Source organism: Myxococcus sp. MxC21-1 (assembly GCF_032612255.1).
Taxonomy (GTDB): domain Bacteria; phylum Myxococcota; class Myxococcia; order Myxococcales; family Myxococcaceae; genus Myxococcus; species Myxococcus virescens.
In genome coordinates this window covers 3,039,733-3,066,147 of sequence record NZ_CP123278.1, presented here as the reverse complement: position 1 = coordinate 3,066,147, position 26,415 = coordinate 3,039,733, and the positions used below count along the sequence as shown (strand labels likewise).

Annotated in this window: 23 protein-coding genes and 2 pseudogenes; 10 read left to right on the top strand and 15 right to left on the bottom strand. The window is 69.6% G+C overall.

The window, feature by feature from the left end; all coding sequences use genetic code 11:
* Positions 1–148: 148 nt before the first annotated feature.
* A complete protein-coding gene (locus QEG98_RS14190) occupies positions 149–1,138 on the top strand; it encodes a M23 family metallopeptidase (protein ID WP_316567082.1) in 990 nt (329 codons plus the stop codon).
* A 6-nt stretch (positions 1,139–1,144) separates the two neighbouring features.
* Here the strand turns inward: QEG98_RS14190 and QEG98_RS14185 are convergent, their stop codons facing one another.
* From QEG98_RS14185 to QEG98_RS14130, 12 genes are all read right to left on the bottom strand, one after another.
* Positions 1,145–1,927 carry an enoyl-CoA hydratase/isomerase family protein gene (locus QEG98_RS14185; protein ID WP_316567081.1) on the bottom strand — a complete coding sequence of 261 codons (783 nt, stop codon included), beginning with the start codon at positions 1,925–1,927 and terminating at the stop codon, positions 1,145–1,147.
* Positions 1,876–2,577, bottom strand: coding sequence for a TetR/AcrR family transcriptional regulator (locus QEG98_RS14180; RefSeq protein ID WP_316567080.1), 702 nt, complete (start codon positions 2,575–2,577; stop codon positions 1,876–1,878). The genes QEG98_RS14185 and QEG98_RS14180 overlap by 52 nt, the downstream gene beginning before the upstream one ends.
* A 108-nt stretch (positions 2,578–2,685) precedes the next feature.
* Positions 2,686–4,224 carry a hypothetical protein gene (locus QEG98_RS14175; protein ID WP_316567079.1) on the bottom strand — a complete coding sequence of 513 codons (1,539 nt, stop codon included), beginning with the start codon at positions 4,222–4,224 and terminating at the stop codon, positions 2,686–2,688.
* Positions 4,225–4,384: 160 nt separating this feature from the next.
* Positions 4,385–4,735 (bottom strand): helix-turn-helix domain-containing protein, encoded by a 351-nt coding sequence (locus tag QEG98_RS14170; protein WP_002634858.1) that lies wholly within the window; start codon positions 4,733–4,735, stop codon positions 4,385–4,387.
* Positions 4,736–4,794: 59 nt separating this feature from the next.
* Positions 4,795–7,431, bottom strand: a complete 2,637-nt coding sequence (locus QEG98_RS14165; protein ID WP_316567078.1) for an LPS-assembly protein LptD — start codon at positions 7,429–7,431, stop codon at positions 4,795–4,797.
* Positions 7,432–7,478: 47 nt separating this feature from the next.
* A complete protein-coding gene (locus QEG98_RS14160; RefSeq protein WP_316567077.1) occupies positions 7,479–7,811 on the bottom strand; it encodes an AMIN domain-containing protein in 333 nt (110 codons plus the stop codon).
* Positions 7,787–8,905, bottom strand: coding sequence for an AMIN domain-containing protein (locus QEG98_RS14155; protein WP_316567076.1), 1,119 nt, complete (start codon positions 8,903–8,905; stop codon positions 7,787–7,789). The genes QEG98_RS14160 and QEG98_RS14155 overlap by 25 nt, the downstream gene beginning before the upstream one ends.
* A gap of 81 nt (positions 8,906–8,986) precedes the next feature.
* The gene (locus tag QEG98_RS14150) at positions 8,987–10,261 is read right to left on the bottom strand and encodes an alpha/beta hydrolase (RefSeq protein WP_316567075.1); all 1,275 of its coding nucleotides are present in this window, start codon (positions 10,259–10,261) and stop codon (positions 8,987–8,989) included.
* Positions 10,262–10,270: 9 nt separating this feature from the next.
* Positions 10,271–11,503, bottom strand: a complete 1,233-nt coding sequence (locus QEG98_RS14145; RefSeq protein ID WP_316567074.1) for a folylpolyglutamate synthase/dihydrofolate synthase family protein — start codon at positions 11,501–11,503, stop codon at positions 10,271–10,273.
* Positions 11,504–11,574: 71 nt separating this feature from the next.
* The gene (accD, locus tag QEG98_RS14140) at positions 11,575–12,426 is read right to left on the bottom strand and encodes an acetyl-CoA carboxylase, carboxyltransferase subunit beta (protein WP_090489023.1); all 852 of its coding nucleotides are present in this window, start codon (positions 12,424–12,426) and stop codon (positions 11,575–11,577) included.
* 62 nt (positions 12,427–12,488) lie between these two features.
* Positions 12,489–13,244, bottom strand: coding sequence for a 3',5'-cyclic-nucleotide phosphodiesterase (locus QEG98_RS14135; protein ID WP_316567073.1), 756 nt, complete (start codon positions 13,242–13,244; stop codon positions 12,489–12,491).
* Position 13,245: 1 nt separating this feature from the next.
* Complete coding sequence (locus tag QEG98_RS14130) at positions 13,246–13,896, bottom strand: Crp/Fnr family transcriptional regulator (protein ID WP_316567072.1); 651 nt, start codon at positions 13,894–13,896, stop codon at positions 13,246–13,248.
* A 120-nt stretch (positions 13,897–14,016) separates the two neighbouring features.
* Here QEG98_RS14130 and purM point away from each other — a divergent pair.
* The 3 genes and pseudogenes from purM (at position 14,017) to QEG98_RS14115 (ending at position 16,391) form a co-directional block, all read left to right on the top strand.
* Positions 14,017–15,052: pseudogene (gene purM, locus QEG98_RS14125) on the top strand (phosphoribosylformylglycinamidine cyclo-ligase).
* Complete coding sequence (gene purN / locus QEG98_RS14120; protein WP_316567071.1) at positions 15,049–15,723, top strand: phosphoribosylglycinamide formyltransferase; 675 nt, start codon at positions 15,049–15,051, stop codon at positions 15,721–15,723. The pseudogene purM and the gene purN overlap by 4 nt, the downstream one beginning before the upstream one ends.
* Positions 15,720–16,391, top strand: coding sequence for a DUF523 domain-containing protein (locus tag QEG98_RS14115; RefSeq protein ID WP_316567070.1), 672 nt, complete (start codon positions 15,720–15,722; stop codon positions 16,389–16,391). The genes purN and QEG98_RS14115 overlap by 4 nt, the downstream gene beginning before the upstream one ends.
* Before the next feature lie 9 nt (positions 16,392–16,400).
* Here QEG98_RS14115 and QEG98_RS14110 read toward each other — a convergent pair whose 3' ends face one another.
* A complete protein-coding gene (locus QEG98_RS14110) occupies positions 16,401–17,483 on the bottom strand; it encodes an enoyl-CoA hydratase/isomerase family protein (protein ID WP_316567069.1) in 1,083 nt (360 codons plus the stop codon).
* Between the two features lie 80 nt (positions 17,484–17,563).
* On the opposite strand from QEG98_RS14110, the gene QEG98_RS14105 reads away from it, so the two are divergent.
* The 4 genes from QEG98_RS14105 (at position 17,564) to QEG98_RS14090 (ending at position 21,607) form a co-directional block, all read left to right on the top strand.
* On the top strand, positions 17,564–18,253 hold the full coding sequence (locus QEG98_RS14105) for an HAD family hydrolase (protein ID WP_141589053.1): 690 nt from the start codon (positions 17,564–17,566) through the stop codon (positions 18,251–18,253).
* Positions 18,254–18,325: 72 nt separating this feature from the next.
* The gene (locus tag QEG98_RS14100) at positions 18,326–19,855 is read left to right on the top strand and encodes an NAD(P)-binding protein (RefSeq protein WP_316567068.1); all 1,530 of its coding nucleotides are present in this window, start codon (positions 18,326–18,328) and stop codon (positions 19,853–19,855) included.
* A 102-nt stretch (positions 19,856–19,957) separates the two neighbouring features.
* Complete coding sequence (rpmB, locus tag QEG98_RS14095; RefSeq protein ID WP_011552763.1) at positions 19,958–20,149, top strand: 50S ribosomal protein L28; 192 nt, start codon at positions 19,958–19,960, stop codon at positions 20,147–20,149.
* A gap of 339 nt (positions 20,150–20,488) precedes the next feature.
* Positions 20,489–21,607 carry a GTP-binding protein gene (locus QEG98_RS14090; protein WP_090489035.1) on the top strand — a complete coding sequence of 373 codons (1,119 nt, stop codon included), beginning with the start codon at positions 20,489–20,491 and terminating at the stop codon, positions 21,605–21,607.
* Positions 21,608–21,619: 12 nt separating this feature from the next.
* Here QEG98_RS14090 and QEG98_RS14085 read toward each other — a convergent pair whose 3' ends face one another.
* Positions 21,620–22,705: a DUF4388 domain-containing protein gene (locus tag QEG98_RS14085; RefSeq protein WP_011552761.1), complete on the bottom strand. Its 1,086-nt coding sequence runs from the start codon at positions 22,703–22,705 to the stop codon at positions 21,620–21,622.
* A gap of 32 nt (positions 22,706–22,737) precedes the next feature.
* Here QEG98_RS14085 and QEG98_RS14080 point away from each other — a divergent pair.
* Both QEG98_RS14080 and QEG98_RS14075 read left to right on the top strand, forming a co-directional pair.
* Positions 22,738–23,669 (top strand): annotated as a pseudogene (locus tag QEG98_RS14080) (metalloenzyme).
* On the top strand, positions 23,666–24,571 hold the full coding sequence (locus tag QEG98_RS14075) for a DUF6055 domain-containing protein (RefSeq protein ID WP_316567067.1): 906 nt from the start codon (positions 23,666–23,668) through the stop codon (positions 24,569–24,571). Before QEG98_RS14080 ends, QEG98_RS14075 begins: the two are co-directional and overlap by 4 nt.
* A 28-nt stretch (positions 24,572–24,599) precedes the next feature.
* On the opposite strand, the gene QEG98_RS14070 is transcribed toward QEG98_RS14075, so the two are convergent.
* The gene (locus QEG98_RS14070) at positions 24,600–26,375 is read right to left on the bottom strand and encodes a TldD/PmbA family protein (protein WP_316567066.1); all 1,776 of its coding nucleotides are present in this window, start codon (positions 26,373–26,375) and stop codon (positions 24,600–24,602) included.
* Positions 26,376–26,415: the final 40 nt, after the last annotated feature.

The following is a 26,415-nucleotide window of genomic DNA, read 5'->3' as shown; positions in this document are numbered from 1 at the left end:
TCTAACGTCGGCTCCGCGCAGAGGAGGCGTGCGGCCATCATCCCACCCAGGCGACGGGCCGAGCGCTTTCGAGGGACGGAGCAGGCGTCCGGCGGCGCAACACCACACTCCGGGAAGAGTTGCGCGCGACGTGGTGTAAAAACGGCCCATGCCTTCGCACGCACCCGGCCGGAAGTATTCCAAGTCCCCTTTCCTGCTCCTCGCCCTGCTCGCACTTGGAGCGAAGGCCGGTGCGGCCGAAACCGCCTCGGTCCCCGTGCGCACGACCAGCGAGGACGCTTCCCTGGAGGCCCCTCCGCAGCTGACGCTCCAGCCCGGCACAGCCAAGCCGGGAGACCCGGTGCTGGTGACGGTGAGCGGCATGACGGCGCCTCCCACCGGCACGCTCGCTGGACGCGCGCTGCGCTTCTTCCCCTGGGGTGAAGGCTATCTGGCCGTCGCCGGCTTGCCGGTGGAGATGGCGCCCGGCGCGGCGAAGGTGACGGCCATGGGCCCCGTCACGCCGGGAGCGCCGCAGGTGGAGCTGACGGGCACGCTGGACGTCGTGGAGTCCGGTTACCCGTCTCGCGAGCTGCGCGTGGCCGGCAAGTACGTGAAGCCGCCCGCGTCGGTGCGCAAGCGCATGGCCGCGGACCGCCGCGCCTTCGCTGAAGCCTTCGCCCAGGACTTCAGCGCGCCGCACTTCGCGCAGAACTTCGCGTGGCCGAGGGCGGACCGCATCACCGCGCCCTTCGGCGACCGCCGCACCTTCAACGGAAAGCTGTCCAGTCAGCACTTCGGCGTGGACATCGACGGGGACCCGGGCACGCCCGTGCAGGCCGCCAACGACGGCACGGTGGTGATGGCGCGCGACAACTACGCGGCGGGCAACACCGTGCTGGTGCACCACGGCGCGGGGCTCTACACGGCGTACTTCCACCTGTCCCGCATCGACGTGAAGCTGGGCACCCAGGTGAAGCAAGGCCAGCTGTTGGGCACGGTAGGCAGCACCGGCCGCGTCACCGGCCCGCACCTGCACTGGGGCGTGAAGGTGGACGGGCTGTGGGTGGACGGAGAGCGCCTGCTGAAGCTGGACTTCTTCCCGCACCTGCCGCCCAGCGTCGCCCGGGGCGGCAACGCCGAGCTGGGCACGCCGTAACCGGCTTCAGCGATCGTTCCACTTCGGGGGACGCTTCTCCAGGAACGCGGAGATGCCCTCCCCCGCGTCGTCCGCCAGCACGTTCAGCGACAGCTGCGAGGCCAGGTACTCCAGCGCGGCGGGCAGCGGCAGGTCCTCGGCGGTGAAGAAGGCACGGCGCCCCAACGCCAGCACCGCCTGGCTCTTCCCCGCCAGCTTTCCGGCGAGCGCGCCCACCGCGGCGTCCAGCTCCGCGGCCGGCACCACGCGGTTGAGCAGCCCCAACGTCAGCGCCTCGCGCGCGGGCAGCCGGTCTCCGGTGAGCACCAGCTCCAGCGCGCGCTTGCGGCCCAGGTGACGCTGGAGCAGCGCCATCATCATCATCGGGAAGAGGCCCACGTCGATTTCGGGCGTGCCCAGGTCAGCACCCTCCACGGCGACGGCCAGGTCACACGCGAGCACCAGCCCCAGGCCACCCGCCAGCGCGTGTCCGTTGACGCGCGCCACGGTGGGCTTGCGCAGCTCCTGGAAGCGCGCCAGCAGTCGCCCATAGGAACGGCGGCCCTCGTGCGTGGACAGGAAGCCCTCATCACCGGCCAGGGTTCCCAGGTCCCCGCCCGCGCAGAAGACCTTCTCACCGGCGCCCGTCAGCACCACCACGCGCACCGAGGCGTCGGATTCGGCCCGCTCCAGCGCGGCCATCAGCTCGCGCACCACCCCCGGGGACAAGGCGTTGCGGGCCTTGGGCCGGTCAATGGTCAGGAGCGCTTGGGCGCCTTGGACTTCGTAGCGGACTTCTCCGGCTTCCATTCGGACACCTCCGCTGCCTGGGCCCCCGTGAGGACGCCGTAAAGGAAGGAGTCGGCAATCTGCGACTTCGCCCGCTCCAGCGCGTCGGGGTCGCGCGCGTCGGCCAACCCCACGACGAAGGCGGTGAGCGCCATTTCGATGTTGCCGAAGAGGAGCGCGGAGGCCAGGTGCGGGTCCAACCCCGTCCGCAGCTCGCCCCGCTCCTGCGCGGCGTTGAAGAGCGCCGAGCTGAGCCGGATGGCATCCACGAAGGCCGTCTGCCGGTTGATGCGCGAGCCCGCCGGGCTGCGCGCAATCTCCAGGATGAGCACCTTCACCGCGCGCGGGTCCACCCGGTAGGCCTCGAAGGCCACCTCGACGATGCCGCGGACCTTCTCCGCCAGCGGGCCTTCGCCCTCCACCACCGCGCGCACGCGCGTGACGAAGCCGCTCCAGCCGGTGTCGAACACCGTCTCGAGCAGCTCATCCTTGTTCTTGAAGTAGTGGTAGACGAGCCCGTACGCGACGCCGGCCTCCTTCGCCACGTCCGCGATGCGGCAGCCGTGGTAGCCCTTGCGCGCGAACACGTCGATGGCCGCGCGGAGGATGGTGCGGCGGCGCTCGCTTTCGCGCGTGCCACTCTCCACCGCCGGCTTGCTCTGCTGACCCACGGTTGTCCTCCACCGGCGGGTGATTCGCCAGTCAACCAGCGGAGAACCTACGGAGGGCGGGCCCTGGGGTCAATGCCTTCGTGGGCCCGCCCGGCGAAACGACGGAGACTACTCCACGGTGCCCCGGACGACGGGTCCCTGGACGATGGCCTCGTGGCCCTCCAGCTGTGCCGCCGTGTACTTGCAGATGGGCGTCACCCTCCATTCAACCGGGGGGTTGAAGACCGGCGGCGGGGGGCCTTCGGCGGGCGGCTCGTGCGCATCGCGGACCAGGTACGTCTCGAAGTTGAAGGACGGGTAGGTCAGCGCGATGCCCGTGTTGGCCGGGGACACCGTGACGGGGCCGGACGCGCCGCCACTGCAACCGTCATTGCCGCTGTTCTGGGCCATGCGGTTGTACCAGGGGTCGGAGACGATGAACGAAATCGAGATGCCACCGAAGTGGCTGATGAGCGGCGGCGGCGCGTTGGGCAGCGGGTCGAGCTGCCGCTGCGTCTGGTCCTTGTCCAGCGCGTGGGGCATGCCCGTCCAGAGGATGCGCTCCTGCACCCAGATGAGCGTGCTGGCGTCGTGCTGGCCATTCTTGCCCGTCCAGCGACCGTCGCCGTTGGTGTCCACGTAGCGCTCGCCCGGGTCCCACGTGCCGTTGTCGTTGTTGTCGACGAAGGGCTCGGTCAGGTCCTCGAACGGCTCGCCCGTGTCCCAGACGCCGTTGTTGTTGAGGTCGTCGAAGGCCTCCTCACCGCTGGTGATGGCGATCAGCGAGACCAGGTTGTCACGCGGGTTGAGGACGATGCCGGGGCGGATGGGGTCCGGACGGCGCGGCTCCGGACGGTCCTGCTGGGGCTGCGCGGCGTTGCCGTAGGCGGCAATGGGGTTCTCGTCCCAGAGGAAGGGGTGCATCCACAGCGGCGCCAGGTACTCGCCCGTGTGGGTCGCGTCCTTCTGCGGGTTCCAGGTGAAGATGCCCGGCTCCACGTCCTGCGGCAGCGGCAGGGACGTCTTGTAGAGGACCTCCGCGTTGCCCACCACGTCGGTGACGGACACGGCGCTGGGACCGATGGTGCCCGCCTCCGTGAGGAAGGACACCTGGGCGCCCACCACGCCGTCACCGTTGCGATCGCCCACGTGGGCGATGCACCGGACCTTCACGCCCGCGATGAGGGCGCGCGTCTCGTCCCAGGCGCCAACGGCGTGGTGCAGACCGGAGCCGTCACCCGAGAACGAGCCACACTGGAAGGTGAACTGACGCGAGTTCGAGTTGGTGCCCGCGAAGCTGACCACCGGCGAGACCGCCCGCTTCATCTCGGCACCTGTGCCGGCGGTGGCGATGACCACGGCGGAGGCCACCCGGCCACCGCGCGCCGTCATCTGCACGGACACGATGCCGTCACCCGTGTTGGTGACACCCTCGGTGGGCGACAGCTCGACGCCCGGAACGGGGGACTCCAGCGTGAAGGACACCGGCGTACCCGCCTGCGGCTGGCCTCGGGAGTCCACCGCGCGGAAGCGCAGCGTGGTGATTTCTCCCAGTCGCGGCTGAGCCGGTGACTGGTCCACGAATTCAAGTGTGGCGGGGGCCGACGGCGAGCATGCGACAAACAGCAGGCTCGCGAAGGCCACCCACGGGGCCAGACCCGGACGCATCAGTGGAAACTCCTTGAAGGCGATGAAGGAAGCGGGCTGTACGCGAGCAGCGCACAGCGCATCTTCCGCATCTTCCCGGGCCACCTACCGTCCAGTCAAGGACAGGACAGGTGGACCGGCGCCCTCTTGCGTCCAGGGCCTGGAATCCCAGGGGGCAACGTCAGGCGGCGGTGCCGCTGAACATCACCCGGGCCACGCCCAGCAGACGGTCCACGTCCCGGGCGGTGAGGCCACGGGCGCGCGCGAAGTCAGACAGGGGCCGCAGGAGGTCCTCCGTCTGAGCAAGGGTCTGCTCCGTTCCCGTGAAGAGCTCGCCCAGGCTCACGCCCAGGGCGTTGGCCAGGGCCGCCAGCGTCTCCACATGGGGGACACGCTCGCCACGCTCAATCATGGAAAGGAACGACACGCTGATCTGCGCCCGCTCAGCGAGCTCTTCCTGCGTCCAGCGCTCCGGCCGCTGTGTCCGAAGCTCGCGGATGCGCTGCCCAATTCGTTTTCCGAGGTCCGACACGAAGTACTTCTCCTGGCTGTTTCGGGGTTGGAGGAACCACCACCTACCGCTGGTGATTCCTAGCCTCCGGAACCAAAGGATCCGAAATCCGCCACGATGAGGTTGATGCCGGAGAATTCCAGCCCCAGCTCTCGCCGCAACGTCACCACCCCCTCTACCCGCCAGCAGTCGCATGCAGGCCCATACGAGAGGCCGAATGTCTGCTGAGCAAGAGGGCGATTTTCTTGAGTTACTAGATCCTGGTAAAGCGGTTGCACAATTGCTTCGTACCGCACTCCCAGCCCAAATCCGAGCTTCAAACGCGTACCCGCGATGAGGGCTTGAGCCCGTTCGGCCGGAGGGAAGCCGGGCTCTACTCGGGATAGCCCGCCTACCAAGGTATCCAGCGAGCGGCGGAGCACATCGGGTCCCACGGAACGGGGATCCGCGCCGCGGTTGAGCGCATCTCCGCCGCTCCACAGCAGGTCATCGAAGCGCGCGTACACGGCGTGCCCCTTGCCGTTGTCGACATTCACCTCCGCGGAGAGCCCGGAGATGCGGCCTGCGTTGGGGTCGTAGCGAACGGTGCCCGCGGCCGTGAAGATTCCGGCGGTGGCGCTGAGGCGGGCGAAGGTGTCGCGCAGCACGGGCCCCGGGTCGTCCACCTTCCCCGCCGCGGGCACGTGTCGGGTGAGGTCGAAGCCCTGTCCGATGCGCAGGCGCAGCGGTTCGCGGATGTCGTTGCCGCGCTTGAAGCGCAGCGTCTGGTCCACGGCGAGCACCGCGTGGAGGAAGCCCCGGGTGCGGCCGTCGCTCTGGAACGGCACCGCGGCGTCCACTTCGTCATAGGGGCGAGCCACGTCCTCCCCGGAGGCCCCGGCCGAGGGAAGCCGGCCCCACCCGCCCGGCACGTAGCGCAGCTCCAGCGAAGGGGTGATGGCATGGCGGAAGCTCGTCTCACGTCCCTCGAAGACGCGCGCCACCTGGCTTTCGAGCAGCAGCCCGGCGATGGGGTATCCCCGCTGCCACGTCCGGCCCGACACCTCGCCCAGCCACACGTCCTGGCGCATGCCCAGGGAGGGCGACACGCGCATCAGACTGCCCAGAGCGAAGGACGTCGACAGGCGGGGGAAGAAGTCCACGCGGTCGCGGGCTTCGCGGTCGTTCGAATTGAAGATGCCATCGGACTGTGTGGTGTCCGCGGGAAACGGCCACCCGGCAGAGCCGAACGGGACATGGAACCCGTCGGCCCGGAAGATGCCGTCGATGCCCTCGTCGCCGTACCCGCCTCGCAGGGGCGCGAGCCGCAGATACTGCACCGACAGCCCCCCCATGATTCCGCCCAGCACGGGCCGCTCGGGCAGGGCCAGGGTGATGGCCGGCAAGCGCTGGAACGTGGTGGGGCCCTTCAGGTCCGGGCGCGAAGGGTCCGTGGCCGCCGGGATGCGGTTGTCCTGGAAGAAGCGATACCCCCACCGGATGTCCTGGCGCAGCGCCACGTCGAGGCCCGCATAGAGGTCGTCCTGGCGCTGGAACACCGTGCCCGTGCTGCGCAGGTAGGTGAACTCGCGGGTGACGAGGTCCGCCGTGAGGTCGCGGGTGTAGTTGCCGTCCGAGACGAACGAAGCGTCGACCCGGTTGTGCCACCCTCCCCCCATGTCCTGGGTGTGTTGCCACGACGCCTCGCCCCGGAGGCCTCGCCGCTCGTCGACGAACTCAGGCGAGGCGACACCGCCCTCCGTCCGCCGGTAGAACACGAAGCTGCGCGGATCCCGGATGGGCCGGAGGTCGTAGAGGAATCCCAACGTCGCCCGTCCCCGGGTCCGCTCGCTGGGCGCATAACGGAACTCGGTGAGCAGGCGCGGCCCCTTCACGCCCAGGTAGCGCGGCTCCCGGACCTGCTCGGTGGCGCCGGGAACGGTATGCAGTTCGTAGCCGCCGCTGAAGTACCCCGGCGTGAGCGTCACGTCGTAGCTCTGCCCCAGCGTGATGAAGAGGGGCTGCTCCAGGGAGAAGCCATTGAGCGAGGAGAAGGTGGGCTTGGGCAGCAGCAGACCGGTGCGCCGCTGAGACAGCGGCATGTAGAGCCACGGCAGCGCGAACACAGGCACGGACTTCACGTACACCACGGGCAGCGTCATCGTGGCGCGCTCGCCCAGGACGACGGTGGCCGACGAGGCCTCCATGCGCCAGCCGGGCTCACCCGGGCTGCAGTTGCACGGCGTGAAGGCCAGGTCCTCCACGAGGAAGGTGTTCTCCCCCGTCCGGCGGATGCGCGAGCCGCTCATGAGGAGGGGCGTCTCTCCCATGGCCCGCAGCTCCTGGGGCGTCTTCGCCGTGAACAGGGCCTCCTGGGTGACGCCCTGCTTCTGCATGAAGAGGCCGCCCTCGAGGTTCGCCTCGTAGGTGCGCACATCCATCTTCGCGGTGTCGGCGACCGCGGCCAGGCCGCTGGGGCCCACGAACATCACTCTGCCCGAGGCGGTGACGAGCTGGTTCACCTCGTCGTACGTCACCTCGTCGGCGCGAAGCTGCATCGTCTCCGTGCGCAGCACGGCGTTGCCGCGCGCGGTGACGACCTTCGTGTCCGCTTCGTAGACGACCAGGTCCGCGGCCAGCTGCGCCGTCTCACCGTTGGGCAGAGCCAACGGGGTGGCGAGTGGCACCTGCGAGGTGGAGACCAGCAGCGCGGCGGCGAGCGGAACGAGGAAGCTCATTCAGGGGTGCAGGGTATGCCGCGCCCAGGCCGAGCGGCCCGCCCTTTTCACCGGCCTGTGCGCTGGAAGTCCAATGAAATGACGTTGCCCTCCTGGCGGGCCTGGAACGGCGCGGACTGCCGGAGCTGGATGGTGATGCGCACATCCCGCCCGGACGCGCTCGGGTCCACCCGGAGCACCGGCGTCGCGAAGTAGGACGTGTCCAGCGGCAGCGTGTTGTTGCTGGCGTCCACGCGGGTGTTCTCCAGCTCCAGCACCACGGAGCGGCCCCGCTCCGACACGGAGTAGCTGACCGGCTCGTTGGTGCGGATGAACACGCGCGAGGCCCCCGACTGCTGCTGGAACCCCACCAGCGTCAGCGTCTTGCGACGCGAGGACACCGAGGCCTCCGAGCTGCTCGGCCGGGAGGGCTCCACCGCCTGATTCTGGCGGCGCTCCCGAGACGCACGGGCCTCGGCCTGACGCTGACGGCGCTCCTCGGCGGCGGCCTCCTGCTGGGCCCGGCGCTCCTCCGCCGCGGCCTGCGCGGCGGCACGACGCTCCTCGGCGGCGGACTGCTGAGCGGCCTTCCGCTGCTCGGCCTCGGCCCTAGCCGCGGCCTTGCGCCGCTCCTGCTCCTCGGCGGCGGACTGCTGCCGGGCCGGCGCTCGTCGGCGGCGGCCTGCGCGGACGCGCGCGCGGCCTCCTCCTGGCGACGCTTCTCCTCCGCCGCGGCTTGAGCGGACGCCTTCGCCGACTCTTCCTGGCGCCGCTTCTCGTCGGCGGCGGCCTGCGCCGAGGCACGCGAAGCCTCCTCCTGGCGCTTGCGCTCCGCCTCGGCCCGAGCCTGCTCCTCCTGCTGGCGCTGAGCGGCGGCCCGAGCCTCGTCCTGACGCCTCGCCTCGGCCTCCGCGTCACGCTTCGCGGCGGCGGCGGCTTCGGCGGAAGCCCGCTCCTGGGCCTCACGCTCGGCGCGCGCCGCGGCGGCGGCCTCCGCGGCGGCCTTCTCCTGGGCCTGACGCTCCGCCGCGGCGGCAGCGGCGGCCTCCGCGGCGCTGCTTCCCGCCTGGGGCTGCGCGGTGCCCGGAGCCTGCGCCACGGCTTGACCTCCGCCGCCCGCGACGCGGACGACGAGCTGGTTGCCCTGGGCCTGGATGTCTGCCTCCACCTCGCGCTCGTAGCCGATGAGCACGCGCGCGATGGATGACGCCTCGGAGCCATAGCTGGCGGTGCGGATGGCCGTCACCGTGCCATTGCCCACCTCGATCTCCTCGGGCACGTCGGAGAAGACGGCCTCGGAGATGTCGATGACGAGCCGCGGCGGGTCCGTCATGGTGAACGTGGTGAAGTTGGCCTTCTGCGAGCCGGAGATGGTCACCGTCCCACCGTTCACCTGGACCGCGGTGATGGTGTTCAGGTTCGTGGCCGGCGCCTGCGCGAGCGCCACGAAGGGCACGAGCACCACACCGAGCAGCCACGCGGCAAACGGCTTCATCGACCACACCCCTTCACGTTGACAGAAGAGCGTAGAGGCTATCACGCGCCAGCGTGCCTCCAACTTTCCGTCCTGACGCGTCTAGCGGAGCCGCGGAAGGCTCGGCGAGCGATACCGGTGGGTCCGCGCGTACTCGATGAGGTTCTTGATGTCGTAGCAAATCTGCCGGATGTCATGCCCCATCGTCAGTTCGATGTGGCTATTGCCCTTCACCGGACGCCAGAGCAGATACTCACTCTTGGCGGCGCGATACACGCTGCGCGTCGACTCCAGCGAGGCCAGCGGGTCCAGGTCCCCGAAGATGATGGCCATGGGCACCTCGATGCGACCGAAGCCCCGCTTGAAGTCGAAGCCGGTGCGGTAGCAGACCATCTCTCCCCGGCGAATCCACCGCGCGAACTGCTCCAGCACCCGGCGCGGCTCCCGCTCTCCACCTTCCCGGAGCAACCAGCGGATGTCATCCGCGCTCACCCGCTCCGGATTGATGAGACGGTTCAACCGCGTGGTGAGCTGTTGATACAGCGACGAGTCCTCGGCCTTCGCGAGCTGGCGCTCCAGCGTCTTGAGGATGATGTCCACCGGCACCGCGTCGAAGCGCAGCGTCCGCCGCGCTCGGGGTGACAGCCGGCGTCCCAGGCCCTTGTTCAACACGCCCACGCCCCGCGCGAGCAGCGAGCGCCCCGCCCCCTCCACCTTGCCACCCACGTTGAGGCTGGCGAGCGTCAGGTCGATCATCCCGACCAGCATGGGCGCGCCGTGCGCCAGCAAGCGCAGCAGCATGAAGCCGCGTCCCAGGTCCGCCGGGGAGCCGATGGTGATGAGGCCTTCGAAGTCATTGTGGATGCCGGCGTAGCCGTAGCCCAGCATCCCGCCCATGGAGTGGCCGCAGTAGAAGATGCGCTCGCGCCGGGTGATGCGCTTCACGCCGGAGACGGCCGCTGGCAGGTCGTAGAGGAAGTAACTGTCGATATCCCAGCCGTAGTCGAGGTCCGGCGGCAGGGGGCGCTTGAAGCGCTCGGCGCGCTCCTTCTGGAACGCGATGGAGCTCTTGCCGTGGCCACGCAGCTCCAGGATGTGGATGTCCACCCCGAAGAAGAGCAGGTTCTTGACGAACTGCCCGCTGGTCCAGGTATGCCGGTTCTGTGAGAAACCGTGCACCAGCAGCAGGGGCTCACCAAACAACGGTTGCGGAAAAGGCTGCTTCACAGGACGGTAGCGGGTGATGACCAGCGACCAGCCGTCCGCCGTCTCCACGACGTACTTCGTCTTCGAGTAAAGCGCCCTGAAATCGACTTCGTCGATGGAGGGGATGGGTGGCCCCGATGTCGCGGCGGCTCTCCAGTCCGGCAGGCGCATGTCTTGAATCTACGGCGGCTGATGCATCGCGCCAAGGTTTCGATACATGCGAGCCTTCATCATCCCGACAAGGAACAGTGAACCTGTACAAAGGACGAGGTCGTTCGCGGCTGCCCGCTTGCGCGCCGCGGCAAGGGCCGCGTCCGCATCCGGCCAGGCAGTCACATCCGCGCACAGCGCGCGCGCCTCTGCCAGGTAGGCCTCGGGAGCCAGCGAGCGAGGCGTCTCCAAAGGCGTGAGCTGCACCGAGGCACACTCGGGCAACAGCGCTCGCATCATCGGTCCCCGGTCCTTGTCCCCCACCACGCCGAAGACGAGGTGGAGGCGACGCCCCGGGTAGAGGTCCTTCAGCGACGCGAGCAGCACCTCCACGCCCGCCGGGTTGTGTGCGCCGTCCAGCAGGAGGATGGGCTGCTGCCCCACCTCCTCCAGGCGCCCCGGCCAGCATGCCGACGCCAGGCCCGCACGCGCGGCCTCGGGCGGCACGGTGACGCCGCGCTCCTGCAAGGCCTCCAGGCAGGCGAGCGCCACCGCCGCGTTCTGCCGCTGATGGGGCCCCCGCAGCGCGACGGACAGCCCATCCAGGGACCAGGTCACCCCGCGGTACGACAGGCCGCCATCTGGCTGACGCTCGCCCGTGAAGTCACGCCCCTCCAGCCGCACAGGGGCCCCGACCTGCTCGGCCTTGCGAAGGATGGCGTCCAAGGCCTCGGGGGCCTGCCGCGCGACGACACACGGCACGCCCGGCTTGAGGATGCCCGCCTTCTCGCCGGCGATGGCCGCCAGCGTGTCGCCCAGGTACTCCATGTGGTCGAAGGACACGGGGGTAATCGCCGTCACCACCGGGCTGGCGGCGGTGGTGGCGTCCAGCCGGCCGCCCAGGCCCGTCTCCAGCACGGCCACGTCCACGCGCACCTGGGCGAAGTGCCACAGGGCGACGATGGTGCCGAACTCGAAGTACGTCATGGGAGAGGACACGGCGCTGGGGTAGCGCTCCAACACCTCCAGGATGCGCAGGCCGAAGTCCGCGTCGGAGATGTCCTCGCTGTCCACGCGGATGCGCTCGTTGACGCGCACCAGATGCGGAGACGTGTAGAGCCCCACGCGGTGCCCGGCGGCATGGAGCGACGCCGCCGTCATGGCACACGTGCTGCCCTTCCCGTTCGTCCCGGCGACGTGGAGCGCCGGATACCGCCGCTCCGGGTGGCCCAACGCGGCCAGGGCCTCCTGCACGCGCTCCAACCCCAGCTTGATTCCAGAGGGGTTGAGCTTCGTGAGGAAGGCCAGCGCCTCCTCCGGTGTCCGAGGCGCGCTCAGCCCAGCAACCCCAGGATCTGGCCCAGCTTCGCGCGCAGGTCCTTGCGGTGGACGATGGCGTCGATCATCCCATGGTCCAGCAGGAACTCGGAGCGCTGGAAGCCCTCCGGCAGCTTCTGGCGGATGGTCTGCTCGATGACGCGCGGACCGGCGAACCCGATGAGGGCCTTGGGCTCGGCGAGGATGACGTCGCCCAGCCACGAGAAGGACGCGGCGACGCCGCCCGTGGTGGGGTTGAGCAGCACGGAGATGTACGGCCGCGTGCCGGTGCGGAAGCGGGCGATGGCCGCCGACGTCTTGGCCATCTGCATGAGGGAGAAGATGCCCTCCTGCATGCGCGCGCCGCCCGACGCGGAGAAGACGATGGCGGAGCACTTCAGCTCGTGCGCGCGCTCGAAGACGCGGGCCACCTTCTCGCCCACGACCGAGCCCATGGAGCCGCCCATGAACTCGAAGACGAAGCAGCCCACCGACACCTGGTGGCCCTGGATGCGGCCCACGCCGGAGATGAAGGCATCCGGCTCGCCCAGGTTCTTCCGGGTGGACTTCAGGCGGTCCTTGTACTTCTTCGAGTCACTGAACCCGAGCGGGTCCTGCGGCTCCAGCTCCTTGTCGAACTCCTCGAAGCTGTCGGGGTCCAGCAGCGCCGCCAGCCGCGCGCGAGCCGCCCAGTAGTGGTGGTGCTCGCAGTGCGGACACACCATCCAGTTCTTCTCCAACTCCTGGCGGTAGATGATTTCGTCGCACGTCTCGCACTTCGCCCACAGACCCTCCATGCGGGACGGGCGGGGCTCGGCTTGCGGTTCGGTGTCGACGGCGATGCGCGGCTTCTTCGAGAACCAGGCCATGGGGTGGGCGGGGTTAATCCGGCCGCTTTCGGCCGTCAACCCTTCCGTATGGCGCGACGCGTCTACAGCTCGAAGGTATCGCCCAGCTCCAGCACTTCCACCGGAAGCTCGGCCAGCTCCTTCTTGAGCTGCGACACGAAGGCGGGCTTGAGGTGATACAGCAGCACCGAGGCGCCGTTGCGCTCGAACTTCTGGAGTTCCAGGCTCAGCGTGTGCGGCGTGAGGTGGCCGGAGATGTCGGCCAGCGACTGGAGCTTGTTGGGGAAGGACGTCTCCAGCAGCAGCGCCTTGAGGTTCTTCGTCTCGTTCAGCGCCTTCCACAGCTTGTCCGTGGGGCCGGTGTCGCCGCTCATCGCCAGGGCGCTCTTGCCGTTGGAGATGATGAAGCCGCACGACTCCACGGGGTGGCTCACCGGCACGCTCCGCACGGTGTAGGGGCCCACCTGGAAGCTGCTGCCCGCCCGGAACGTCTTGATCTGCAGCACGGGCTTGCGCTTCGTCGGGATGCGGGTGAAGTCCGGCCAGAGCGAGTTGTTGAACATGTTGTCGCGCAGGGCCCGGGCGCACTCGCGCGAGGCGTAGATGGTGACCGGGGTGTCGCGCCGGCCGATGACCAGGTCCGCCATCAGCGGCAGGTCCTTCACATGGTCGAAGTGGCTGTGCCCCACCAGGACGTGGTCCACGCGGCACAGCTCATCCAGCGACAACGTCCCCGTGAGCGCCCCCGCATCGAGCGCCAGCACGTCATCGACGAGGAAGCAGGTGCTCTTGCAGTTGGGTAGCTCGCCGCCGTGGCAGCCGAGGACTCGCAGCTTCACGCTAGAGGTCTCCGAACTTCCACTTCATCTCCAGGTATTGGAGGAAGTCGTGCAGCTTGGCCGTGTCCGGCACGGTCATCCGGTCCCCGTTCCGCTCGACCAGGCCGGAACGCTCCAGCCGGTCCACCACGGCGCGGACCGCGGGCTCACCCACACCAATCTGGCGCGGCAGCTCCCGCACTGAGAAGTCGATCTCCACCCCCTCGTCCAGGGGACGGCCCCGGCTCTGGCAGGCCTGGATGATCTGGTGCACCACCCGGCTGGCCGGGTCGTTGTGCAGCAGGTTCTCGATCTGGGCGTCCGCCTCGGAGAGGCGTTCGGCCAGCTTCTTGATCATCCGGACGGCGATCTCCGCATTGCCGCGGATCATCCCCTCGAACGTCTTGGGGTCGATGACCAGCAGCCTCGCGTCCTCGTTGACCGTGGCCGAGGCATTGCGCGGCTTGTTGGAGATGATGGCCATCTCCCCGAAGAACTCACCGGGGCCCAGGACGGCGAGGACCTTCTCGACGTCACGGACCCGCTTGGAGATGGCCACCCGTCCTGCCTGGATGACGAACATCTCCTTGCCGGCTTCTCCCTCGCGGAAGAGCTCGGTGCCCTGGGGGAACTCCTTGCCGAAACGTTGAAAGAGGGTTTCCTCGGCGCCCATCCTGCAAAGGAGTCAATCAGCCCACACTCGCCCGGTCAAATTCCCTTTTCTGTGCGCGCCGGTGGGACAGCCGCCACGCCATGCGAGACACCGGCGCGGGGGCCGGGTAGAAGGCCGCCCGTGGGAACGACCTACAAGCAGTCCGGAGTAGACATCGAGGCCGGCGACGCGTTCGTCGAGCGCATCAAGCCCCATGCCGCGCGCACCATGCGCCCTGAAGTCATGGGCGGGGTGGGCGGATTCGGCGGTCTGTTCGCCCTGCCGCCAGGCAAGTACCAGCAGCCGGTGCTGGTGGCCGGCACGGACGGCGTGGGCACCAAGCTGAAGGTGGCCTTCGCCGCTGGACGCCATGGGACGGTGGGCATCGACCTGGTGGCCATGTCGGTGAACGACATCCTCACCTGCGGCGCCGAGCCCCTCTTCTTCCTCGACTATTTCGCCACCGGGCGCCTGGAGGTCGACGACGCCGCCGAGGTGGTGAAGGGCATCGCCCTGGGCTGCGAGCAGGCCGGGTGCGCGCTGCTCGGCGGCGAGACAGCGGAGATGCCGGGCTTCTACGCGCGCGGCGAATACGACCTCGCGGGCTTCTGCGTGGGCGTGGTGGAGCGCGCGGCCATCATCGACGGCAAGAGCGTGAAGCCGGGTGACGTGCTCATCGGACTCCTCCTCTGGCCTGCACAGCAACGGCTATTCGCTGGCGCGCAAGGTGCTGCTGGACGACGGAAAGCTGGCCCTGGACGCGACGCCCGAGGGCCTGGACCGGCCGCTCGTGGACGCGCTGCTGGAGCCCACGCGCATCTACGTGAAGGACGTGCTGGCGCTGCTCCAGGCGGTGAAGGTGAAGGGCTTGGCGCACATCACCGGCAGCGGCATCCCGGGCAACCTGCCCCGCTGCCTGCCGGACGGCACGCGCGCGGTGCTGAGTGAGAGGACCTGGCCCAAGCCGCCCATCTTCGACCTCATCGCGAAGCTGGGGAGCGTGGCCCGCGACGAGATGTTCAACACGTTCAACATGGGCCTGGGGCTCATCCTCGTCGTGGCGAAGGAAGACGTCGCCCAGGCGCTGAGCGTGCTGAGCGGCCGGGGCGTGCAGGCCTTCGAGGTCGGCCGCGTGGAAGCGGGCCAGGGCGAGGCCACGGCGGTCATCGACCCATGAGCGGCCAGCGGGTCCGCCTGGGCGTGCTCGTGTCCGGCAGCGGGAGCAACCTCCAGGCGCTGCTGGACGCCTGTGCGCGCGAGGACTTTCCCGCCGAGGTGGCCTGCGTGGTGTCCAACGTCTCCACCGCGTTCGCGCTGGAGCGGGCGCGCAAGGCCGGCGTGACGGCCAAGGTGGTGGACCACAAGGCCCACGCGACGAAGGCGGACTTCGAGAAGGCCCTGCTGGACACGCTGCGCGCGGCCAACGTGGAGTGGGTGTGCCTGGCGGGGTTCATGCGCTTGTTGAGCGCGGACTTCCTGGGCCACTACGCGGGGCGGGTGCTGAACATCCACCCGTCGCTGCTGCCCGCCTTCCCGGGCCTGCATGCGCAGCGACAGGCGCTGGAGCGAGGCGTGAAGGTGGCCGGATGCACGGTGCACTTCGTGGACGCGGGCACCGACACGGGGCCCATCATCGCGCAGGTGGCCGTGCCGGTGCTGCCGGATGACGACGAGAAGGCCCTGAGCTCGAGAATCCTCGCGGAGGAGCACCGGCTCTACCCGCTGGCCGTGCGGCTCGCCGTGACGGGCAAGGTGACGCTGGACGCGGCCCGCACGCGAGTGGAGGCGCGGGCCACGGTGGGCGAGCTGGCGCTTCGGAATCCCGGCGCGACGGTCGACCCGGCGTGAGCGGACCGAAGACGTTCGACGAGGAGCCGGAGTTCCCCAGCGCCGCATCAGGGGATGACGGCGACGTTCAGCCACTGGAGGCCGCTTTGGGGCTGACCAACGACGGGGTGATCGCCGACGAGCGGCAGTCCACCTGCCCCCTGGGCGGCCCTGCGTCCCCACGAGACGAGCAAGGCTCGACCGCCCTGCCCTCACAGGCCGAACGAGTCACCGCGCTCCAGGAAGCTCGCGTGGTGCTGGTCAGTGCCTGCCTGCTGGGCGAGGCGTGTCGGTACGACGGCCGCTCCCAGCGCTCCGAGCGCGTCCTCGCGGCGCTGGCGGACAAGGACGTCATCCCCGTGTGCCCGGAAGTGGCCTCGGGCCTGCCCGTGCCGCGCCCTCCCGTCGACCTGCGAGGAGGCACCGGTGTCGACGTCTGGGCTGGGCGCGCAGTCGCAGTGGAGCGCGCCGCGGGCACCGACCGGACGGAGGCCTTCCAACAGGGCGCCCGGCTCGCGCTCGAAGCGGCACAACGCTTCGGCGCGACGGTGGCGCTGCTGAAGGAGAAGAGCCCGTCGTGCGGCAGCCAGCGAGTCTACGAGTCCGGCCAGCTCCGCGCGGGCGAAGGCATCACCACGGCGCTACTTCGCGCGAAGGACATCACCGTCCTCAGCGACGAGGACCTCTAGCAACAGCCCCTACCCGCGCGCCGGAACCTTCCACGTGTCGTGAGGCAGCGGCGCGAAGAGCGCCTCCACCATGTCTTCGGTGACTTCCGCCAGCGTGGAGGGCCGCCAGTGCGGCTTGTTGTCCTTGTCCACGAGCACCGCGCGGATGCCCTCACGGAAGTCCGGCCGTGCCGTCATCGACTGGCTGAGCCGGTACTCCACGTTGGCCATCTCGTCGTAGTCGCGGGTGCGCCCCATCCGGAGCTGGCGCAGCGTCACCTTCAAGCTGGCCGGGCACCTGTGAAGCAACGTGGCCCACGTCTCCTGGGCCCACGGCGTGCCCTCCACCTCCAGCGCCTGCTGGATGTCGTCCACGCGTTCGGCCGCGAAGCACCGGTCGATGGCCGCGCGCTGCACACCCAGTGGCGACGTGCCCGCGTCCGCGTGAAAGCCGCCCAGCACCGAGTCCACCACCGTGCTCGCCGCGCCGGTGCCCCAGGGCGCCCCCACCAACGCGTCCAGTACCGCCTCCAGCCGCGCGGACTCCACGTGGTGCGTGGCGTAGCCCAGCCACATCGCGTCCGCCGCGCCGCACCGGGCCCCCGTGAGGCCCAGGTACGTGCCCGACTCACCTGGGAAGCGCGGCAGGAACCAGCCGCCGCCCACATCCGGGAAGAGCCCGATGGCCGTCTCCGGCATGGCCAGCACCAGCTTCTCGGTGACGACCCGGTGGGTGCCGTGAATCGACAGGCCCAGACCGCCGCCCATGCAGACCCCGTCCACCAGCGCGATGAACGGCTTGCCGAAATAGTGGATGCGGTGGTTCAGCCCATACTCGGCACGGAAGAACTCTCGCGACAGCCGCTCCTTCTCGTCGACAGACGCGTCCCCTACCGACAGCGCCACCGCGCGTACGTCTCCGCCCGCGCAGAAGGCTCGGCCGCCAGCCCCCCGGATGACCACGGCCTGGATGGACGGATCCGCCGCCCAGGCGTCGAGCGCCGGGTGCAGCTTGCGGCACATGCCCAGGGTCAGCGCGTTCAGGGCCTTGGGCCGGTTCAGGGTCACCACGCCTACCGCGCCACGCGTCTCGAGCAGAAGGTCGTCCATCATGGCGCCGGGGATATCAGGCGAGCAGCCCCTTGGGTGGATTCATTGGCCCACCGCGGGGACAGACGCGCTATGGGGAACGCATGACCTCCGCACTGGCGCCCCTGCGTGCCGTCGTCTTCGACATGGACGGCACCCTCGTCGACAACATGCAGTTCCACAACGAGGCCTGGGTCTCGTTCGCCCAGAAGCTGGGCTTGCCGCTGACCGCGAACGACTTCCAGAGCCGCTTCGCCGGCAGGAAGAACGAGGAGATCATCCCCGAGCTGCTCGGCCGCCCGGTGGCCCCGGATGAAGTGGAGCGCATCGCCGAGGAGAAGGAGAACCACTACCGAACCCTGTACCGCCCGCACCTGAAGCTGCACCGGGGCGCGGCGGCCTTCATCCAGCGCTTGAAGGAGGCCCACGTCCCGGCGGCCATCGCCACCGCGGCGCCCCAGGGCAACCGCGAGCTGGTGCTGGACGGGCTCGGCCTCCGTCCCCTCTTCGCGAGCATCGTCGGTGCCGAACAGGTGACGCGCGGCAAGCCCGCCCCGGACATCTTCCTGGCCGCCGCCAAGGCGCTGGGCGTGGCCCCCACCGAGTGCCTCGCCTTCGAGGACGCCGTCCTGGGCATCATGTCCGCCCGCGAAGCCGGCATGACGGTGGTGGGATTGACCACCGCCGCGCCGGAAGCCGACCTCCGCAAGGCCGGCGCGCACTGGGTGGTCCAGGACTTCACCCAGCTGCCCCCTGCGTTGGAGCAGCGCCTCTTCAGCGCCCAGGCCCGCTGATCCGCCCTCCGCAGGCGCGCCGTGGTGAAAAGGGCGCCAGCGGCGAGCACGTTGTGTAGTGTTGCCCGCCTCATGGCGACGTCCTCTGCCAAGCTCAAGCTTCCCGCCGGGCCGTCCCGGCATGTCTACGACGTCATCGTGCTCGGCAGTCAGCTGGGCGGTGCGCTCGCGGCGGCCCTCCTGGCGAAGCGCAACCACCGCGTCCTGCTGGTGGAGCACGACGGCATGGGGCCCGGTTACGAGCACGGTGGCTACGTGCTCCCCTATGCCCCCTTCGTCGCTCCGCCGCTCAAGGCCATGCCCGCGGTGGAGGAGGCCCTCACGGAGCTGGGCCTCAACGCCAACGTCCAGCGCACGCTGCGGCCCCATACGCCGGAGCTGCAGCTCCTCATGCCGCGCAGCCGACTGGACCTCCATGGCGATGCCGCCCGCCGCAAGGCCGAGGTGACACGCGAGCTGGGCGAGGAAGGCGAATCCCTGCTGGGCGCCCTGGCCGGCGCCGCCGCGCAGCACGAAGCCAGTGATGCCTTCTTCAAGGCGGGCCCCGCCCTGCCACCGGACGGCTTCTTCGAGGGCTGGGGTCTGAAGAAGCTCATCCGGGCCCATCCCGGCCTGGAGACGCCGCCCCGGCTCACGGGAGACAGCGCTTCGGTGTCCCTGGTGCGGGGGCTGCTGCCCTTCGTCACCCACCTGGACCGTCCAGAGGCGCCCCTGGCACTGACTCGGGCCATGTCCCAGGTGCTGTCGGCGCCTTCCTACTTCCCCGGGGGCCATGAGGGCCTGCGCGAGCTGCTCGCCCGCCGCGTGGCGGAGCTGGGCGGAGACGTGCTCGGGCGCGACAACCCGACGGGCTTCATCGTGGAGGAGCTGGCCTTCGACGGCAGCAAGTTCGCGGGCATGAAGCTGATGCGCTCGGACACCATGTACCGCGCGTCCTGCCTGGTGGCGGCCACGGACGCGGGCGCGCTGCGGCGGTTGGTGACGGACAAGAAGCACCACCGCGGCCTGCTGGAGCACCTGGACCAGTCCAACACCAAGGCGCTGCTTTTCACCGTGAACTGGGTGGTGCCGGAGTCGGCGCTGCCCCGCGGCATGGGCGAACTGGCCCTGCTGGACACGGGCGACGCGGAGCTGGGCCCCGTGCTGATCCAGGTCCACCCCGCGCGCGCGGCCCCGGTGCACGGCGGCAAGGAGGCCAAGGCGACGGAAGGGCTGCGCGTGGTGTGCGCGGGCGCCTTCGTCCCGGCCTCGGCGCGGGACCTGGGCGAGGAACACCTCCAGGGCCTGGCGACGCGCATCGACGAGCACCTGGACGCGCTGATGCCCTTCACCGCCCAGCACCGCGTGCTGCGCTCGGCCCCCTACCTGGACGCCGGCGGAGTCCGTGGCAGCCGGCTGATGCCACACCCCTTGTTCAGCTTCGAGTCGGAAGCCGTCCTGGGCGTCACGGGTTTGACTCAGCGCACGCCGGCCAAGAACATCTTGCTCGCCAACCGCGAAGTCCTCCCCGGGTTGGGGTTGGAAGGCGAGCTGCTCGCGGGCATCCGGGCCGCACGGCTGGTGCAGGATATGTTGAAGAAGAAGGATCCGCTCAAGGGCTGATCCTGGATCTAAGGCTGGATTTCCAGGCCGTTATCTGGCAGGTTCCGCCGCTCTTTTAATCGGCAGGCGTCCAACGCCCCAGTTTTCAAGGAGTTAGAGGTCATGGCGTGGAAGTGTGACTTGTGTGGCAAGCGTCCGCTGGTGGGTAACAACGTCAGCCACGCGAACAACAAGACCAAGAAGCGGACCCTGCCGAATCTCCAGAAGATCCGGGCCAGCGTTCAGGGCAGCACCCAGCGCGTTCTCGCGTGCACCCGCTGCATCAAGGCGGGCAAGGTGACGAAGGCCGCTTGAGGTCCTCTCGCTCGAGGGAGGGCATGACGCGCGTCTCACCACCGCGACTGCCCCCCACGAGCGGTTTCATTCCGCGCGGACGCCGCATCCCTGCTTGGTTTCGAGCAGCGCGGTGGTTCGCCGGTGGCATGACGTATTGGCCGCCATTCGTGCGGTTCGTGCCGTATTCCTCTTCAGGGAAGCGGTGTGAGCCGTCGCGGATGCCTTGCGGGCGCGCATCCTGGCGAGCCTGCCTCGATCCCGCGGCTTCACCCCCAGCGCTGGACCTCGCGGACCTGGGGTGAATGTCTCGCCGTCAACTGGCGCGAGGTGTCCAGTCGTTCTAGGTAAGCTGACACCGTGAGCAGCGTCAATCTGATGGCCCGTGAAGTGGCCGCGAAAATCGTTTTCTACGGACCGGGCCTCTCCGGGAAGACGACCTCGCTGAGGAAGATCTACGAGACTGTCCGCCCCGCACACCGCGGCGAGATGATGTCCATCGCCACGGAGGGGGACCGGACGCTCTTCTTCGACTTCCTTCCCGTGAAGGTGGAGCGCGTGGGCGACTGCTCCGTGCGACTGGCGCTCTACACCGTGCCGGGCCAGGTCTTCTACAACGCCACCCGCAAGCTGGTGCTCCAGGGCGCCGACGGCGTGGTCTTCGTGGCGGACTCGCAGCCGGAGGCCATGGACGCCAACCGCGAGTCCCTGGCCAACCTGGAGGAGAACCTCTTCGAGCACGGCATCCGCCTGGACCGCTTCCCCCTGGTGATGCAGTGGAACAAGCGGGACCTGGACGGCGTGCTGCCGGTGGAGGTGCTCCGCAAGGAGCTCAACCCCCGAGGCGTCCCGGAGCTGGAGACGTCCGCCGCCAATGGCCGCGGGGTGCTCGACACGCTCAAGGCCATCACCCGGCTGGTCATCAAGGACCTGCGCGCCAAGCGCATCGTCCCGCCGCCCCGCCCCACCGCGAGCGCACAGCCCGCGGGCCTGGAGGCCCAGCTCACCCAGCACCTGCAGCACCGGCAGCAGCCCGGCGCCGCCGCGTCCCAGCCGGTGCAGGGTGGCGGCCCGGTGCCTCGCGTGGCCCCGGTGGCCGTCATGCCGCCTCCGCGCGTGGAGCCGACGCCCATCCCCGCGCCCCAGCCCGGACCGAAGCTGCTGGGCGCCGCCAGCGCCCTGGCGCCGGGCGACATGTTCGACCATGCCCGCGCCGCCGAGGCCGCGTTCATGACGGGGGACTACGCCACCTGCGTCACCGCCTGCACCGACGCCATCCGGCGCGCGCTGGCCTTCGCGGGCGAGGGCTCCCTGGGGCAGCAGGCCTTCCTGCTCCGCGTGGACGGCGCCGACCTGCTCCGGCTCCAGGGGCTGGCCACTCAGCAGCACCTGCGCGTGGATGACGCCGCCTTCTCCCTGTACGTGATGATGCAGGTCTTCATCCGCCTCAACGCGGTGGGCCTGCCCAACGGGGAGTAGCCTCCGCCCCGCTCAGCGCGGGAAGACGAGCTGCAGCAGCCCCATGCGCTGCAGCTTCGCCAGCGTCTTCAGCGTCTCCAGCTCTCGCGCTGGACTGGCCAGCACCAGCGTGGACACGTCCCAGGTGCCATTCACCAGCCCGGCAATCTGCCGCTCCTCGGGCTTGAGCAGCGCCTGCCCCTGCGGGTCGTGAATCATGAGGGGCACCATCAGGGGCGGCATGTCCGAGTAGAGCGCCGCCACGTGCTCGCGCTGCACCAGCCGGGCGAATTCGCGCACGCGCCGGTCCGCCGGGTCGCTGGCCAGCAAGGACGCGCAGACGATGCCCGCGGCGTCGTACTGGCCCTCGCGCATCAGCACCGCGCCCTTCTCCAACATCTCCGCCACCGGATCCGCCTCCACCTGCGGCGCCCCGTCCACCTCCACCAGCTTCGACCGCAGCAGTTCGTGCACGCGCCGGGTCACCGAGGAGCGGGACACGCCCATGGACAGGCGCAGCCGTCCCAGGTTCTGCGGCGACGTGCACAGCCCCAGGATGATCCGGTGCATCAGGGGCTGGCTCGGGCTCGGCGGCGCCAGCGCGCGCACGCTGAGCGCGTCGATGGGCAGCGCCTTGTCCACGTCGGGCTGCTCGTCCACCCACCGGAGCGACTCGAAGAGCAGCTCGCGGATGCCCATGTCGGACGGCACCCAGTCCTCACCGGAGCGGTCCGCGTCCTCCGTCCAGTGGAAGGTGCCGCGGCCGGCGATGGTCAGGTCCGTCATCGCGGCGAACAGCTCCTCGCGGCCCAGGTCCCGAATCCACCGCGCCTGGATGCCGTGGATGTCGAACGCGGCGTCCACGTCCGGCGTGCGCGCCAGCTCATCGAAGCCCGCCAGCACCTTCGTCCCCGACGCCAGCTTGGACAGCGTGAGCAGCCGCGCCACGCGTCCGCGAAGTCCTTCGGCCGCGGTGGCACCCACCTGGCCGGAGAGAAGGAAGAGCTTGCGCTCGCCGGCCTCCCAGGAGAGCTGGAGCGTCCCCGTCTTGCGGGAGCTGTCCAGCCATTGAAGGAACTCGGGAAGCGGATAACTGAAGAGGTCGCCGTGGAGGGCCATGCGTGTCGGATTCGAGGATACAGTCCCCAGCCGTGCGCGTCGCGCTCCTGTTCATCGATGGTGTGGGGATTGGCCGGAAGGACCCGGCCGTGAATCCGCTCGCCCACCGGGAACACCTGCTATCCCACTTCGAGGACGCCCCCAGCCCGCCCCTCCCCTACGGAGGCCGCTGCATCCCCACGGACACCACCTTCGGCGTCCCCGGCCGGCCCCAGTCCGCGTCCAATCAGACGGCCATCCTGACGGGAGACCCGGCCCCCGCGCTGCTGGGCCGCCACGTCCTCGGCTACCCCAATGCGCCGCTGCGGGGTTGATGGCGGACCGCTCCATCATCCGGCGGCTGGGCGCGGCGGGCCGCACCGCCACCTTCGCCAACGCCTATCCCGCCCCCTACCTGGACGCGCTGGAGGTCCCCCGCCGGCCCAGCACCTCCCCGCCGGAGTTCGTCCTGTCCCCGGAGTCGCGCCGCAAGGCGAAGCCCTCCGCCTCCAAGCTGGCCTTCGCCGCGGGGGCATCCCCTGCGGACGCTCGATGACGCCCGCGCCGGGGACGGGCTCACCCACGACATCACCGGCGCCAGCGCCCGTGCCTACGGACTGCCCGCGCCGGAGCGCACGCCCGAGGAAGCCGCCGCCGTGTTCTGGGACATTGCGTCAGCCGCGGACTTCACCTTCTTCGAGCACTACCGGCGGACGAGGCCGGCCACGCCCAGGACTGGACGGCCGCCCTGGCCGCGCTGGACGCGTTCGACGCCTTCACCCGCGCGTTGGTGGCCACGCGCCCCGCCGACGCCCGGGTGCTGGTCTGCAGCGACCACGGCAACGTGGAAGACCTCTCCACTCGGGGACACACGCTTCACCCCGTGCCCGTGCTCTACTTCGGCCCGCCCGCGCCCGAGGTGGAGTCCTTCTCCACCGTGGCCGATGTCGGACGCGCGGTGGTTCGCTGGTTGGGTGCGGAGTGAGTGAGGAGTCACCAGCAACGAAGGGCCGTCGCGGCAGTCCCGGCTGGGCAGCGGTGCTGCTCGGCCTGAGCCTGCTCACCGGCTGCTACGCCTCCCAGAGCGCCCGCGTGCTCGTCGGCAAGGGCGCCGGCGCCGGCATCGACGTCGAATACCAACCGCGCGACGCCGAAGCGGCCGTGCAGGTGAAGCTCGCCGTCGAACGCGCCATTCCCCGGCTCCAGCGCTGGGGCACCTTCGACGACACCGTCACCATCGTCGTTCACCCCAACCACGCAGCGCTGGAGCGCGCCGCCAATCGCCCGGGGCATGACTTCCTCCGCGCCTGGGCGCGCTACGAGCAAATCGAGCTGCAGAGCCCTCGAACCTGGACGGCCCGAGGCGCCAGCCAGGGCCAGGTGGACGAACTGCTGCTGCATGAGCTCACCCACAGCCTGATGTACCAGGTGGCCTCGGACCGGCTCGGCTGGACACGCAAGCGGATTCCCCTCTGGTTCCGCGAAGGCATGGCCTCCTACACCGCCGAACAGGGCTACCGCGTCTCCAGCCTGGACGACCTGGAGCACTACTGGCGCCAGCACCCCAACGCCGACCCCTTGTCGCAAGCCGAAGCGCTCTACCAATCCGAGAGCGGCGTCGTGTATGGCGCCGCCCACCACGCTTTCACCTTCCTGGCGCGCCGCTATGGCGAGGACACCATCCGGAAGGTGCTGCGCGGCATGAGCCAGGGCCCGGACTTCGACAGCGCCTTCCAGCGTGCCGTGGGCGTCACCCAGGAGAGCTTCCTCCAGGACTTCCGCCGGTACGTGCGCCTGCGCGGCTTCAAGGGCGCCAGGCAGCTCCAACCTGCGCGCCCCCGGCCTGCGAGCCCCATGCCTGTCGCGCCCTCACCTGCCCCTCAGTAAGGCGCGACTGGGGCACGGAGGCGCGCGGCTACGGCTTCGCCGCCGGGGACTCCAGCGCCGCCGGGCTGGTGAGAATCGGCGGGCGGTCCTTCCCCTCCATGGTGCGCTGGAGCTCCAGCTCCTGCAGCAGCATGGCCGGCGCCACGGTGGACACCGGGACGTTGCCACTCTCCGCGCCGCAGAAGCCGTTGAAGACGCCGGACTTCTGCCCCGAGGCGAGGATGCGGTTCACCGCCGACAGCGGCGTGCCCACGATTTCCACGCCGCGCACCAGCGTCTCCTTCCCCGTCTTCACATCCACCCGGTACACCATGCGCGGCACGCCCTTGAAGGCCTGGTAGCCGTAGCCGGACGTGTTGGTGTTGCCCCCGGTGATGTCGCGGATGATGAGACCAAACGGCTTGCCCTGACGCTTCGCCTCGGCAATCAGACGCTTCTTCAGCTCCGCGTCGCTCACGCCGTTCGTGCTCTCCACCATCAGGTTCGCCATGCGCGCCACCGGCTTCAGGTTGCCCTGGCTGCGGCCGTGGCCGTTCGACTGGAGGAAGCCCTCCACCGGCCGGCGTCCCTGGAGGTAGTTGCGCAGCACGCCCTTCTCCACCAGCGTCACCCGCTGGCCGCGCACGCCCTCCTCGTCGAAGAGGTAGTAGCCGTTGAGCGGCTCGTTCTGGAGCACGCGCCGCGTCGGGTCGTCGTGGATGGAGATGAACGACGGCAGCACCTGCTTGCCCACCTGGCCCTTGAAGGTCTTGCCCTCGTTGTCACCTTCCTGCCGGTCTCCCTCCAGCCGGTGCCCCACCGCTTCGTGGAAGAGCACCCCGGCCGCTTCCGGCGCGAGGATGGCGGGCCCCGTGTACGGGTCGATGGCGGGCGCCGCGCGCAGGGCCAGCAGCTCCTGGATGACGTCATCCGCCGCCTTGTTCAGGCGCGCCACGTCCGGCAGCCCCGCTTCGGTGGGCACATAGAAGTTGCGCGAGTTGTCCAGCAGCTGCCCGTCCGGCGCCCGGGTGACGGCGGAGACATGCAGGCCGTACAGCGTCTCCTCGGTGATGATGCGGCTGCCTTCCGAGGACACGAACAGCCGCGTCACCTTGTCCTTGGTGACGCGCACCTCCGAGTCGAACAGCTCCGGGTGCGCGTTGAAGCGCGCCGACACGTCGCGGGCCACCTTCACCCAGCGCTCGCGGTCGAACGGAGCCTCCACCGGCGGATCCACGTGCTTCACCGGCTTCTCGCGCGTGAAGGACGGCGGACGCTTCGGGTCCTCCACCGCGTAGACGTCCTCGCCCTTCTTCTTCAGGTACTGGAACAGCGCGGACTTGTACTTCTCATCGGTGATGAGCCACAGCGAGGTGCGCAGCGCCAACGGCGAGTCGTCCAGCGGGCCTTCCTTGCGCGACACGTAGCTGGTGCCCTTGGTCGAGAAGCTGAACTCCAGCCCCTCCGCCACCGAGCTGTCGAAGTCGTAGTCACCGACGCGCACGTCGACGTACAGCTTCCGCTCACGGTAGCCGTCGTCCATGAACAGCGCCCCATAGCGCGCGGAGATTGCGTGCTGCTCGTAGTCCTTGAGCTGGTAGCTCATGAAATACGGGGGTTCGTGGTTCTGCATCTTCAGCTGTTGGTGGTTGCGCGCCAGCTCAGCGGACATCGCCTCGAGCAGCTTCACGCGCGCATCCGGCACGGGCGCCGCCGCCGTCAGCAGCGCCGAGAGTGCCAGTAGGGGAAACACCGTTCGAAGGAGGGATTGCACGGCCCCGACACTAGCCCATCCCTTCCGCGATACGAGCAGCTCCACGCTCACGGATGCCGCGAAGGCGGAATCCGTGAACGAGGGGCCCCCC

What these genes read in the sequence shown, in the direction of transcription:
- rpmB (WP_011552763.1), top strand. Translation starts at nt 19,958, where the DNA reads ATGGCGTGGAAGTGTGACTTGTGTGGCAAGCGTCCGCTGGTGGGTAAC.
- QEG98_RS14130 (WP_316567072.1), bottom strand. Translation starts at nt 13,896, where the DNA reads ATGGGCGCCGAGGAAACCCTCTTTCAACGTTTCGGCAAGGAGTTCCCC.
- QEG98_RS14100 (WP_316567068.1), top strand. Translation starts at nt 18,326, where the DNA reads ATGGCGACGTCCTCTGCCAAGCTCAAGCTTCCCGCCGGGCCGTCCCGG.
- QEG98_RS14175 (WP_316567079.1), bottom strand. Translation starts at nt 4,224, where the DNA reads ATGCGTCCGGGTCTGGCCCCGTGGGTGGCCTTCGCGAGCCTGCTGTTT.
- purN (WP_316567071.1), top strand. Translation starts at nt 15,049, where the DNA reads ATGAGCGGCCAGCGGGTCCGCCTGGGCGTGCTCGTGTCCGGCAGCGGG.
- QEG98_RS14185 (WP_316567081.1), bottom strand. Translation starts at nt 1,927, where the DNA reads ATGGAAGCCGGAGAAGTCCGCTACGAAGTCCAAGGCGCCCAAGCGCTC.
- QEG98_RS14190 (WP_316567082.1), top strand. Translation starts at nt 149, where the DNA reads ATGCCTTCGCACGCACCCGGCCGGAAGTATTCCAAGTCCCCTTTCCTG.
- QEG98_RS14155 (WP_316567076.1), bottom strand. Translation starts at nt 8,905, where the DNA reads ATGAAGCCGTTTGCCGCGTGGCTGCTCGGTGTGGTGCTCGTGCCCTTC.
- QEG98_RS14105 (WP_141589053.1), top strand. Translation starts at nt 17,564, where the DNA reads ATGACCTCCGCACTGGCGCCCCTGCGTGCCGTCGTCTTCGACATGGAC.
- QEG98_RS14150 (WP_316567075.1), bottom strand. Translation starts at nt 10,261, where the DNA reads ATGCGCCTGCCGGACTGGAGAGCCGCCGCGACATCGGGGCCACCCATC.
- QEG98_RS14165 (WP_316567078.1), bottom strand. Translation starts at nt 7,431, where the DNA reads ATGAGCTTCCTCGTTCCGCTCGCCGCCGCGCTGCTGGTCTCCACCTCG.
- QEG98_RS14110 (WP_316567069.1), bottom strand. Translation starts at nt 17,483, where the DNA reads ATGATGGACGACCTTCTGCTCGAGACGCGTGGCGCGGTAGGCGTGGTG.
- accD (WP_090489023.1), bottom strand. Translation starts at nt 12,426, where the DNA reads ATGGCCTGGTTCTCGAAGAAGCCGCGCATCGCCGTCGACACCGAACCG.
- QEG98_RS14085 (WP_011552761.1), bottom strand. Translation starts at nt 22,705, where the DNA reads ATGGCCCTCCACGGCGACCTCTTCAGTTATCCGCTTCCCGAGTTCCTT.